Genomic DNA, 13032 nt, shown 5'->3' with positions numbered 1-13032 from the left:
TTTTGTAAAAATATTTATGTGCATATGACAAATTATTTTGTTCATAAATGGCGTTAATTATTTTACATAATTACAAATACAGCCAATTTAAATAGGATTACATCCTTTAATCTCACCAAATTCTCAATATAATGAAAATAACACTATCTTTTTGCACACTTTATATCAAATAAAATGTAAACTAAATTGTGCATTTGTAAAAATTATGTTGCTATTTTAGGAAAACTAATATACATTAAAGAGAGTTGGAATAATGGAAAATAGTACACGATTTGTGGCGGATATCAAGAACAAGAATATAGAGGTGAATTACATAGATGGCCAGGAAAAAAGTAACTATACAAGACATCGCAGACGCTTTAGGAATCTCCAGAAATACAGCTTCCAAAGCTTTAAATGGAACGAACGGTATACCCGATGAAACCAGAAACAAAGTAATAAAGAAAGCGATAGAGTTAAAATATAAACAGTTTGCTTTTATGGACACTGAGAGTACTCTATCAAGAAACTCTGGAAACATTGCTTTATTAACAGAAAACTTACCGAACACTTCCCATTTTGGATCGAAACTGATCAGTGGCATGGAAAAAAGAATCAGTGCAGAAGGATATAATTTATCTATGCACATTATAAGAGACGTTGATCAGGAGTCCCTGTCTCTACCAAATAATTTTGATGTCTCCAATGTAGACGGAATTATTTGCATTGAGCTATTCAATTCGGAATATACTAAGCTAATTACAAGTCTAGGTATTCCAACTATTTTCATCGACTGCTCTGCACATGTCTGTTATCCTGAATTCCAAGCAGATGTCCTTCTCATGGAGAACGAACATAGTACCTATCAACTCACAAAAAAGTTAATTGATGGCGGTTACACATCACTGGGGTTCATCGGGGATTATAATCACTGTAGGAGTTTTAATGAAAGATGGGTGGGCTTTAATCGCGCAATGATAGAATCCGGGATTCAGCTTGATCTCTCGCAATGCATTCTCGATGACGATCGACTATTTTTCTCAAGTCCGGAGTGGGCAGATACTAGACTAAGTCAAATCAATGAGCTGCCTTCTGCTTTCGTGTGCGCTAACGATTATATTGCGGTTTCCTTTATGAAGTCACTTAAAAATATACTCTCCGTTCCTAACGACATCGTCATTAGTGGTTTTGATAACGGTCCTGAATCAAGCATTGTAGAACCCCATCTCACTACAGTTCATATTTATAGTAATGAGATGGGTGTCAAAGCGGCCGAAATGCTGCTCTCCCGAATTAATGATCCGAAGCAACCCTATCAGGTTTCTCATATTTATACCAAACTCATCATAAGAGAATCTACACCTAATATCAGTTGATGAATTCATAATTTCGAGATGAAAAGACAACCTATGAAAATGAAGCAAAGAACCCAAGCGATTGAGATTCCATCGCTTGGGTTCTTTATTTTGGGTAGACTTCATAAGACCAGTCTACTCCCTTTATTGGGACGATAGCTCTTTATGGCATTAATCAAGCCAATGCATGTTGTGATGTAAACAAAGAGGTCGTCTCTTATTCGGTCCCCATTGTGCTAATGTCGATGACAAACCGGTAACGGACATCTGAAGCAAGCACACGCTCCCAGGCTTCATCAATCCGGTCAGCAGAAATGACTTCGATTTCAGATGCAATATTATGTTCAGCGCAGAAATTAAGCATTTCCTGCGTTTCACGGATTCCTCCAATCATCGATCCGGCAAACGAGCGGCGGTGGCCGATCAGCGAGAATACGTTAACTGCCAAGGGGTCAGCAGGCGCGCCGACATTGACTAATGTACCATCCAGCGCCAAGAGCGAAAGATAGGCGTCGATATTAATCTGCGCGCTTACAGTATTTACGATTAGATCGAACGAACCGGAAAGCTGTTTAAATGTCTCCGGATCGCTAGTGGCATAATAATGGTCTGCACCTAATTGCAATCCATCTTCCTTCTTCTTTAGTGACTGTGATAAAACAGTAACCTCAGCTCCCATGGCATGAGCAATCTTCACAGCCATATGTCCAAGTCCGCCAAGACCCACTACAGCTACTTTTTTGCCGGGAGCGGCTCCCCAATGACGCAGAGGTGAATAGGTGGTGATCCCTGCACACAAAAGCGGTGCAGCGGCGTCAAGCGGAATACTGTCAGGGATTCGAACCACAAAATCTTCGGTTACGACGATATGGGTGGAATAGCCGCCTTGCGTATATTGCCCATACCGGTCGATAGCTCCATAGGTGCCCGTATTTCCACTCAGGCAATATTGTTCCTCACCTTTATGGCAATTACTGCACTCTCCACAAGAGTCAACCATACAACCTACCCCTACCCGATCGCCCACTGAGTACTTTGTGACTTCAGAACCAATCTGGCTGACAATTCCGGCGATCTCATGTCCCGGAACGAGTGGATAGTTGACCGGTCCCCACTCCCCGCGGGCAGTATGAATGTCCGAGTGGCAGATGCCAGCGTATTTAATCTCAATAAGAACATCGTGCGGCTGCAGATCTCGGCGTTCGATTGTGGTTAGCTTGAATGGCCCTTCCTGACTGAATGTTGCGCGAGCATTAACTTTTATCATAGTGAAACCTCTCTTCTAGATAATATTAAAACCTATAACGTCAGCTTTACAAAACATATGTTATTACTTAAAGTTAACTCTAAGTCAAGCACAAAATATATTTGAGATTGGAGATAGATGATGAAGACATACTCTATAAGTGAAGTTGCAGAGTCCTTTAACATGACACCACATACCCTGCGTTACTATGACAAGGAAGGTCTTTTCCCTGCTATAGATAGAACCTCCGGCGGTAAACGTATATTTAAACAATCCGATATGGACGCTTTAAAAGTAATTGAATGCCTGAAGTCATCCGGGATGCCAATTAAAGAAATAAAACATTTCATTGAGTGGTGCTCTGAGGGGGATTCCACCTTACAGCAAAGATATGACATGTTCCTGGAGCGGAAATCTTCCGTAGAAGCACAGATGGAAGAATTGAAAAAAACGATGGAAGTCATAGAACATAAATGCTTCTACTACAAGACCGCCTTGGATAGTGGTACGGAAGATGTCCATAAGTATAATGAAATAAAGTAGCAATATATCCTAATTCTGGTATGCAAAATGTAACATTATTGATTGGTATCTTCTTATTAATTGGTACATTCGCAAGTGCAATTTTGATTATAAACAAAAAGAATACACAGAATGGGAATTAATCTGCACAAGGTTCATCTATTACCTGTAGACATAACAGTGGCATAGACGACAGAACGAAAAGTGGTAAAACCCAAAAGTTTTCTCCCTACTTATTATAAAGTTCCCCTTATCACTCTAACAGCAAAAATCAAGTGATGCATAAAAATGACCCTGAACTCCACGTCTGTGGTGTCAGGGTCTTCTTCAGTCTGCAGAAATGGTTGGATTATTGAACCTCTTTAAACGTACTCGCAGCTTTCATGAACATGTCGCGTTTTTCGTTCATGCCGGTTGTATAATTTTTCGATTGCTGAGCAAGATAATACGACATATTTTGATTACTTTAAGGATGGAGAAGAAGACTATAATGGAACAATACGACCCCCAAATGAAAATTCATCAAATGTCCACATGGCTTGATGAACTAAAACAGAAATTAAACCATATGGATGATGCCGAAATTATTGAGCACAAAATAGGTACCAGTGCCTCAGTTCATCTTTTATACATAAAAACGTTAATCGATCCAGAGCGTTTAAACGAGACGATTATTCAACCACTTCATCGTTCTGCTTGCAATTCGCTTTCTTCATGCATAACCAATGCCAAAGTTTCGGAAGTTCTATCGTTCGAAGATGCTGAGCAAAAAATAATGCAAGGATTTATTCTTCTAAACGATTCAGTCAACGATCAGTGGTTAGGCGTCCAACTAGAAAACCCTCTTGGTCGGGCAGTTGAACCTTCTCAAACGGAAACGGTTATATATGGAGCGAAAGACAGCTTCAGTGAACAAATCGATAAAAACATTACAATGTTGCGCAGACGTTTGCCTATAACGACATTAAAAACGGAAAGCTTTACTATCGGTTCACTGAGTAAAACAAAAGTTGTGTTACTGTACATAGACGGATTAACTAATCCAGAATTTGTTTCCCTTGCAAGAAAGAAAATTGAAAGTGTGGATTTCGATCAATTTTTAGACTCCTCTCAGCTTGCAGCTTTTATTGAAGATCATAACCATACGGTCTTTCCGCAATTTCTACAAACGGATCGGCCGGATGCCTGTGCCTACGCCTTAGGTGAGGGAAAGCTGACGCTATTGGTTTCCAATTCACCGTTCGCCTTAATTGCTCCCATTACTTTTTTCCATCTAATCCAATCGCCGGAAGACTACTTCCTTCCTTGGCCGGTAGCCAGTTTTTTACGTTTAATCCGGTACGGAAGTTTTATTGTTTCTTTGACGATGATTCCTTTTTATGTTGCGTTAACGACATTTCATTACCAAATGATTCCGCTGCCGATTCTTTTCGTATTATTGGAATCGAGAAGCAAATTGCCCTTTACTCCGTTTACGGAAGGACTTTTCATGATCGTAACGCTGGAAATCATCAAAGAAGCAAGTTTGCGAATGCCGACCAAAACCAGTCAAACGTTAGGGGTTATCGGTGGTATCGTCATAGGACAAGCTGCTGTAGAAGCAGGCTTTGCAAGTAAAGTATTGATAGTGTTGATGGGTATATCCGCTATTGCTTTCTTTTTAGTTCCCAATTATCAAGTGACAAAATCCATGGTGCTGTTACAAATTCTTCTTCTTATCCTTGCATCGTTTCTTGGGTTGCCGGGAATCGTGATCGGGCTAATCGGGATTCTTGCACATCTCCATGCGTTAACGTCATTAGGTCAACCTTATTTAGCACCGATCGCTCCATTTTATGGAAAGGATTGGAATGACCTCTTTATCCGCGGACCTTTAATTTGGATGAAAACGCGTCCGAACTATCTAAAACCACTACGGAAATGGCGACAGGAGATGAAGAAGTGAAGAGTTTATCCTTATATAATCGAACTTCCACCCTTGGCGGTATCTATTTCCTTCTCTTAGTCAATCGCATGCAAATGCATTATTTTATTTTAATCATGCCGGTTTATTTAGTTCATCCGTATATGGTTTGGGGAATTGTCGCAATGGGGCTACTGTCCCACCTTAATTTGATGATGATGTCCAAATGGTTTACTTCCAGTTATGCAGCGAAAGGCTATCAAGGATTTTTACAGCTTTTCGGGAAAAGGACGGTTCAAGTTTTCGCAATACTTGGATTTTTGCTAATATTATTAAAAATTTCAATCATCACACTGGGATACGTTGAAATGCTTCATAATTTTATTTTTCCATCTATGGATAAAAGATGGCTGATCTTAATCATTCTTTTGATCAGCTTATATGTGGCTTCACATGGAATGGAGAATACATTGCGTTTTGTCGTCATCGCCTTTCTTTGCGGGGCTTGGATCTCAGTCATGTTTATTCCTTTTTTCTTTCAACCGGATGCAAATTACCACGATTTGTATCCTCTCATACCCACCGAATGGTCAGGACAATCATGGCAAGGTTTGTTGTTTATTTGGTCGGCATTTTCCGGTCCGGTATATTTGGTTTTTATGGTTCCATGGTTAAGCTCCAATAAAAAAATATCGAAATATCTGGTCATTGGAAACATGCTATCGATCATGGAATATTTATTATTGTTCGTTGCTTCGGTATTATTTTACGGTTCGTATTACTTACGCAAGATCGATTTTCCGATAGGATATATGGGAAGCTACATTCAAACGAGCGGTTTAGAACGAATCGATTACATCCTTATCTCTTTCCATATGTTTAATTATGTGTTTGACATATCAATTCTTCTGTTATGTTTTTATGGAGCCGGAAGAATCTTTATGAGAAAAATGAAAGAACGCACGACTCGGATTGGATTTTGGTCGAGCTGGCTCGTCATTTTGATAAGCATCATCTTAATGGATCAATGGTTATGGCAAACGGTTCCGGGTCAAAATATGTTACTGAACATTCAAATCTGGATCAGCTCATGCATTTATTTACTTATTCCTACGATCCTTTTCACTGCAGTTAAACGAAAGGAGCGTATGTAGGCATGGTACCATATAAGCACTATGGTTTATTGGCGATTGTAAGCCTTATGTGGATGGCCGGCTGTTCTTCTCCATATGTCGAGAACAATAAGATCGAAGAGATTGCTCCGGTAGTTTTCTGGTCGGTTGACAAGGGGACGGAAGGAAAGTTAAAAATCAGCACTTTAGTACCACCGCTCATCCAAGAAAAAAAACGTCTTCTCTCCAAGGAAGTCAACCTGTTAAAGCAGGGAGACCAGAAGTTTAATTTAATTTATTATCGGGAATTGAAACAGGGGCAGCTGCGAATGTTATTAATTAATGAAGAGCTGGCAAAAAAAGGAGGTATTGAAAAGCTGATCAATACGATACTGGTTGATCCCGATATTTCAATGCGTGTCTATTTGTTGATTATCAGAGGCGATTTTGATGAATACATAAAAAATCAATTGACGAAGCAAGAAAACCAAGATTATTTTCTTTATCGGATGTTAAAGCATTACGAGGAGCATAATCAAGGTGAAATGAGCATCGTCAATATTCATACATTTATGAAGAAGGTATATTCCCCTTTTAAGGATCCCATCCTGCCGGTTTTTCATTCGGATAAGAACAATTTCAATTACGTAGGAACAGCCATCTTCCAAAACGATAAAGAAGTAATGGTCATTCAGGACGTGGACGATAATATTTTCCAACTTCTGGATAACGATCATTTCCTAAAAGTCTTGGCCATTCCAAAGTTATCTATCAGTTTAGGACGTATTCGATCCAATGTTGGCGTGAAACTATCGCGGGATTATTCATCCTTGTCTTTACATGTAAGATTGAACGCAAGAATAGAAGAATACCAGGGAGAAATGAATATTCAAAGTCAGGAACAATTGGAACATTTAATTCATGAGGTTGAGGTCTACCTTGAGGAACAGACGTCAGATTTATTAAAAAGAATGCAACGGTGGAAAGTAGATCCCTTAGAGGTCGGAACCCATTCGCTTAAGCCGTTTTCTAAACAAATAACGGAAGAGCAATGGTTGAAATATTGGGAAAATATGAAAATTAATGTTGACTACGAGATCAAAGTACATCCTTTAAATTGGAGCGTTGAAGTGAGGTAGCGTCAAGAAGTTTGTGTAAGCTAGGGAAAGTAATTCTTTAGACTGTATGGGTGGTATGGGTTGTAGGGTGTTCTTTGGAGTGAATTCAATAGGCATCGTAAATCACCATCAAAGTCGGTGGACAAATGCAACGGTAGAAGGTCGATACATCGCATTAAAGCCTTACGGAGGACGTCGGGTGTGCAGTTCAAACTCTGTCAAGGCGCGTAAAACCAATCTAGAGCAAAGGCTCATAGAATGTACTTCCGACCCGATTCCGTCGAAACTGGTGCAGCGGTTGCTGGGCCAATCCCACTCGCTGCTGCTCTCTTCTCCCCGGAGACGCAAAAGGCTCTTTTCCAGAGCGTCATCAAGCAAATTCATTTCAGTATCGCGAAGGACATGCGAAGCATTGAACTGGAATTCAACCCGCAGGTGCGACAGCATTTTTTTAAACTGACCCCTTCTGCCAAAACGGCGGAAGGGGCTTTTGCTGTAATTCGGCAAAAGTCCCCGTCGAGGTACATCATTATTCTGTAGTAAAAATTAACTCGCAGGAGCCGGTTTACGCACCATTCCAACCAAAGCTTGCTTTACGTTCTTGAAACCAGCTTCCTTTAGCGCCAATATATTGAGGCAAGCAGTGACACCTGCACCACAATAAACGATGATTTCTTGGTCCGCTAGGAGAGCCCTCCTCCCAATAATAATGGATCGCACCGGGGATATGACCAGCCTTGGTGTACTTGCTTGTATCCTTGCCCGTTTAGCGCTCTGGTACCCGCAAGTCGATTAGCACCCTGCCGGCTTGACCGATTCCATTCTTTACCTCGCGCATTGCAGCCAGCAGGCTCTTCTATCCCCTCCGTCTGGCTAGTGTTGTTCCCCCATTCATCATAGCTATACTCATTTACTGTTGTTCCACACTTATTAACCATCTGCATCACGTCTCAGTGCCCTTATACAGCTAATAATCTGTACTTGCGGTCTTGTCCCTTTTTACCAGCACTCTATCGTGCCACTTACTGACTTAACAAAAAAAGCAACTCCCTTGTTGGCAAGTCGCTTTTAAAACACTCTATTCTGAATCTCTATTAATATCAAAATCATCCTCTAAATCTCACCGCTTCGCCTTATAAAACTAATGATAAAGCTTCATCAGCGCCCTCTTCTCTATCCGTGAGATACCCAACTCCTTAGCAATCTCCCTCTGCGCACGCTCTTCATCCCACTTATTTCGGATACACTACCTGGCTATTCTTATGGCTTCTTTCCCAGCAAATACTTTACTCTTTTCAAAATGCCTATTATTGATCTTGCGGACTATTGCATCTGAAATCATCAGTGATTCTACTTTATGCCATGTTCCTACATAGAAATCTTCCACTTTCATGAAATGAAAAAATTATATTCTCCGTTAATTTTAGCTGTTCTTTTTCTATACCGGGAGTGCATTTCATTTTGGGCAGGATGGCGTGCTGCTCCTGCATCGCAGATAACCAATGACTCTGTTCTTCCGTAAGTTTTGTTGGTTGTGAGTAGATGGATCCATCTCTAGATCTGTCAGCTCTTGAGTTCGGTAGGCTTGCCAAATAAATACTGATCATTTGATTTCGTCAAATTCACATAGAAATCTAGTGAAATTCATGCTTTTTAATGATGTAGTGGATGATGAAGCTCTATGTCCTATGAACACCTCCAAAAACATATCATTTAACGTTATATATTTAATATAATAATTAACATCAATATTACACAAAAACAATAAAAAGAGTCTTTTTTTCTTTTTTTAATCTCAAAATATATTAAATTAATAATATTTATTGACTGATATAATTAGTAGTGTTATATTACCTAACATTAAATAATAACATACATAAAGGAAAAGGAGATTACGCACATGAATAAGTTCAAACGTCTACGTGAAACTAAAAGAGACCATTCTGGTTCCACCCGATCTGAATATTCACCAGCAAAAAAAAATTGGAGTAAAAAGCAATTTATAGCTACTTCAATTGTGTTATCTGTTATTGCTACGAGTGTAATTCCGTTCCAAACAGCTGACGCTTTAACTCGAGTTACTTCAGAAAGTGGCACAGTATGGGAGATTCACGATGTTTTTGCTCCTAGCTTAGACACAGGAAGTTTACGTACAGTTGGTGCTACACAAGTACAAGGTTTCGGCAATATCTTTGTTAAAGTGTCCTCGCCTTCAGCTCCACTGATGAATGGTCAAATGATGCGTGGGTTTGACTTGAAATACGATGGCGTTAATAAGTTTACTTCGGCGCAATCTGTAAATCTAGGAAATGTAACTGTAACACGTGAGGTGTATGTGGATACTATTCATAATCGAACGAGATTCTTTGATACATTCACTAATAAAAATGATGCCGCTATAAAAGTTGATGTATCATTCGGTGGTTCTTTAGGATATGGTACAACAACAAATGCTTCAGTAGTTAAGGCAACCTACTCAGGCGATTTAAAGGTAACTACAGATGATTCATGGATTGTTGTAGATAGCAGTGCCAGAAACAATAAGCCGCTAGGCGTTGCAGTGGGATCTCCAAAACCGTTTGATAATGGATTAACAGGTCTAGGGAATCAGCAACAGGATCCATTCACAGTACCCTTAGCTGAGTATGGTAATGAAGCGAATTTCTATGGGTTCATTAATTCACTAAATATTGGGCCGGGCGAATCGAAGTCCCTAGTAAACTATGTACAAGTTGGAGAAGCTGGTGAAGAAGGGTTGAAGAATCTGGTTGCTATGCTAGATGGACTTAATAGTCTGCTGGATGTATCAGGATTAACAAACGCACAAATTCGTTCAATTAGCAACTGGGATATATCTGCTATAGAGGGACTTGATACTGGAGATCATCTGGATATTCCTAATGCTCCTGCAGCCAAAGAATTAATAACTTCATCGCCGTATGATGTTAAGAATAAATCAATTGCAGAAATGCAGAAGGATATGATTAATGGTAAAACTACTTCTGTACAAATTACTCAAGCCTATTTAGATAGAATTAAGGTATTCGATGAGGGACAATTGGGATTCCATGCATTCCTGCATGTATCTGAAACTGCGCTTAACCAAGCAAAAGCTGCTGACGATGCCCGTGCACAAGGTGTAAAAGGTGATTTATTAGGTATTCCAATTGCGATAAAAGATATTTATGACACAAAGGATATGCCTACTACAGGTGGCAGTAAAGCTCTTGAAGGCTGGCAGCCTGATTCCGATGCATTCCAAGTGAAAAAGCTGCGGGAAGCTGGAGCTGTAATTATTGGTAAAGTAAATACTTCTGAGTTTGCTAACAGCGGAAGCTTTAGTGAGAGCGGCTGGCAGCAAACATGGAATGCACTCTATCCATCAAAAACATCTTTTGGCTCAAGCGGCGGGTCTGCTGTATCTGTTGCAGCTGATTTTGCAGCAGCAGCAATGGGATCGCAAACAGGGGTATCTCTCTATGCACCAACTACAGGCGCTAGCTTAAAAAGCTTCCGGGGTACAGACGGTATGGCAAGTACTACAGGAGTACTTCCACTCACTTGGGGACAAGATTATGCAGGACCCATTGCTAAAACAGTAACTGACCTAGCCATTATATTGAATACTACAACGGGTACGGACCCACAAGATATTTTCACAGTCACTGCTGATGCAGATCATAAGCGTCCAGTGGATTGGAAGGAATCTCTGGATGCTAATGCATTGAAAGGAAAGAAAATCGGATATATTCCTGCATCCTTTGTATCTGCTTATGCTGATGATGATACTGGAGTGGCAGTGATGGATAAGTTCTCAGAGCTTCAAGCAGCGGGGGCGACAATGGTTGAAATGTCAGCTGTACCATCAGGCCCTAGTCGTCCTTCAGGTATTAATGGATCTACTGAAGGTTGGGCACGTTATATTGAGCTTCATAAGGACTTCCCTTACATTGATGGAGCAAGTGTACTAGCTTCAGATAAGGTGCTTATCTATAATCAAAGAGGATATAGTACTCCAACTCGTATGACTGAACAAGCTGTACAAGATTACATTAAGTATAGAACCGACTATAAGGAAGTTATTAAAAACTGGATGGACACGAATGGTGTTGATGCTGTTGTTTATGCAGGTTTTATTAGTGACGTATATAACAATGACGCATCAGCTTCTCAATTAAGTTCTGACCGTAACACGGGCGTATTAACCTCAAATGTAGGTCTCCCTACGGTAGTTGTTCCTGTAGGAACGAATGACAGCGGATATTCTATCTCTATGCAACTAGTTGGTAGAGCATGGGACGATGCAAAAGTTTTAGGCATGGGCTACGCTCTTGAGCAACAAAGTCAAGCTAGACTACTTACAACATTCGCTCCAGCACTTCAATACGTTTCAAACTCTACTAATCCTGATCCAAACACAGATAATGGACCAACCAATCCAAATACTGGAGGAGGTATACCTCCAGCAGTAACAACGCCTACAGAAACAACGGCACCTGCAGAAACAATAACACCAGCAGATAAGCCGAAAGTTGTTAGTTTTGTAGATACAATGAATCATTGGGCAAAAGCAAGCATTGACGCACTAATTGCTAAGGGATTATTGACGGGTTATTCCGATGGAACATTCCGTCCAAATTCAGGCTTGACTCGTGCCGAAGCTATTAAGGTAATTGCAACATACATGGGACTTGAAGGACAAGTAAGTAACTTTTCAGATGTACCTTCAACGCATTGGGCCAATAAGTTTATTGGTGCAGCTGCCGGATCCGGCTTGATGAACGGATATAGTGACGGAAGCTTCCGTCCAAATGAAAAGATTAGCCGTGGTGAATTAGCGGCACTAATCACTCGTGCCTTTAAGCTAACAGGTACTGGAAGCACGTCATTCAAAGATGTTAAAAAAGCTGCATGGTATTATGATTCCATTGATGCACTCGCATCCAATAATATTATTACAGGATACGCAGACAGTACATTTAAGCCTGAAAAAGATATTACTAGAGCAGAGTTTGCAGCAATTGTGTTCAACTTACTAAAAACTTCTAATTAACAGAAATTCAATTAAAGCTTTACGAGTTGTCTTGAGTGATCTATCTAGAAAAGACAAAAGACCGCCTTTTGTGACAAAGACGGTCTTTTGCCCTTATTCTAAAAACTTAATAAAAATGATGAGGTTCATTGATAAACAAAAAGTTATTAATGAAATAATAAAGGTTTCCCTTATCATCATAGAATATGTTGGTCGCACCGGCTAAATTAATAGTTTGGACCTTCTGGAATGATTTAAGATCATAGATACCTTTTTTTCCCAATGCCGTATGATTCACTACATCCACTGCATAAATCAGTTCCGGGAACGTCCCTATCACTTCCTGCAGATTACCCATATTAAAAGCTTTATTCTTCGCTATAATCATTCCCTGACTTTCCACTAACAAAATCGGCGTATCCAGCGGGTCTCTATCCATATTCGGGTATCCCAAAATGGACTGGTCCTCTTTGACAAAACTGCCTTCCCCATGAATGGAGTAGGCGTAGACATCTGAACCGGCAAATCCGGCATCCCAGCCATATTGACTCCAGTAAAAGAATTTACTGTTATCACTGGTGAATACCATCTCCCCGATCCCATTAATCTCCTTATTGCCGCTACTTGGCAAGAAAGTTACTTCATCAAAAACCAACAACGTCGGAGACCAGTCACCTAGTACAACATACAGACGGCCCGACTTGCTGTAAATATGGCGATCAGAGAAGTCCCGGGAATCTGCCGGATTGGGATACGTCAAGCTCC

At 40.3% G+C, this 13032-nt stretch carries 10 protein-coding genes and 1 pseudogene; 7 read left to right on the top strand and 4 right to left on the bottom strand.

Going from position 1 to position 13032, the window contains the following annotated elements; all coding sequences use genetic code 11:
• Positions 1–317: 317 nt before the first annotated feature.
• Positions 318–1355: a LacI family DNA-binding transcriptional regulator gene (locus R50345_RS07180; protein WP_042125283.1), complete on the top strand. Its 1038-nt coding sequence runs from the start codon at positions 318–320 to the stop codon at positions 1353–1355.
• A gap of 196 nt (positions 1356–1551) precedes the next feature.
• Here R50345_RS07180 and R50345_RS07175 read toward each other — a convergent pair whose 3' ends face one another.
• Entirely contained in the window at positions 1552–2601 is a 1050-nt protein-coding gene (locus tag R50345_RS07175; protein ID WP_042125281.1) for an NAD(P)-dependent alcohol dehydrogenase, read from the bottom strand.
• A gap of 120 nt (positions 2602–2721) precedes the next feature.
• On the opposite strand from R50345_RS07175, the gene R50345_RS07170 reads away from it, so the two are divergent.
• From R50345_RS07170 to R50345_RS07150, 5 genes are all read left to right on the top strand, one after another.
• Positions 2722–3123 carry a MerR family transcriptional regulator gene (locus R50345_RS07170; RefSeq protein ID WP_042125279.1) on the top strand — a complete coding sequence of 134 codons (402 nt, stop codon included), beginning with the start codon at positions 2722–2724 and terminating at the stop codon, positions 3121–3123.
• A 469-nt stretch (positions 3124–3592) separates the two neighbouring features.
• Positions 3593–5047: a spore germination protein gene (locus tag R50345_RS07165; protein WP_231574067.1), complete on the top strand. Its 1455-nt coding sequence runs from the start codon at positions 3593–3595 to the stop codon at positions 5045–5047.
• Positions 5023–6159: a GerAB/ArcD/ProY family transporter gene (locus R50345_RS07160; RefSeq protein ID WP_231574066.1), complete on the top strand. Its 1137-nt coding sequence runs from the start codon at positions 5023–5025 to the stop codon at positions 6157–6159. The genes R50345_RS07165 and R50345_RS07160 overlap by 25 nt, the downstream gene beginning before the upstream one ends.
• Positions 6160–6161: 2 nt before the next feature.
• A complete protein-coding gene (locus R50345_RS07155; protein ID WP_042125273.1) occupies positions 6162–7256 on the top strand; it encodes a Ger(x)C family spore germination protein in 1095 nt (364 codons plus the stop codon).
• A gap of 237 nt (positions 7257–7493) precedes the next feature.
• On the top strand, positions 7494–7775 hold the full coding sequence (locus R50345_RS07150; RefSeq protein WP_042125271.1) for a hypothetical protein: 282 nt from the start codon (positions 7494–7496) through the stop codon (positions 7773–7775).
• Positions 7776–7918: 143 nt separating this feature from the next.
• Here the strand turns inward: R50345_RS07150 and R50345_RS07145 are convergent, their stop codons facing one another.
• Both R50345_RS07145 and R50345_RS31850 read right to left on the bottom strand, forming a co-directional pair.
• On the bottom strand, positions 7919–8179 hold the full coding sequence (locus R50345_RS07145; RefSeq protein WP_042125269.1) for a hypothetical protein: 261 nt from the start codon (positions 8177–8179) through the stop codon (positions 7919–7921).
• A gap of 197 nt (positions 8180–8376) precedes the next feature.
• Positions 8377–8460 (bottom strand): annotated as a pseudogene (locus tag R50345_RS31850) (RNA polymerase subunit sigma-70); the annotation flags it as partial.
• Between the two features lie 675 nt (positions 8461–9135).
• On the opposite strand from R50345_RS31850, the gene R50345_RS07140 reads away from it, so the two are divergent.
• Positions 9136–12288 carry an amidase family protein gene (locus tag R50345_RS07140; RefSeq protein ID WP_081954022.1) on the top strand — a complete coding sequence of 1051 codons (3153 nt, stop codon included), beginning with the start codon at positions 9136–9138 and terminating at the stop codon, positions 12286–12288.
• A gap of 106 nt (positions 12289–12394) precedes the next feature.
• Here R50345_RS07140 and R50345_RS07135 read toward each other — a convergent pair whose 3' ends face one another.
• On the bottom strand, positions 12395–13027 hold the full coding sequence (locus R50345_RS07135) for a hypothetical protein (RefSeq protein ID WP_156114743.1): 633 nt from the start codon (positions 13025–13027) through the stop codon (positions 12395–12397).
• Positions 13028–13032 lie beyond the last annotated feature (5 nt).

The organism is Paenibacillus sp. FSL R5-0345 (assembly GCF_000758585.1).
GTDB lineage: Bacteria > Bacillota > Bacilli > Paenibacillales > Paenibacillaceae > Paenibacillus_AQ.
Note: the sequence above shows the minus strand (reverse complement) of the source record. Positions and strands in the feature narration are given on the sequence as shown.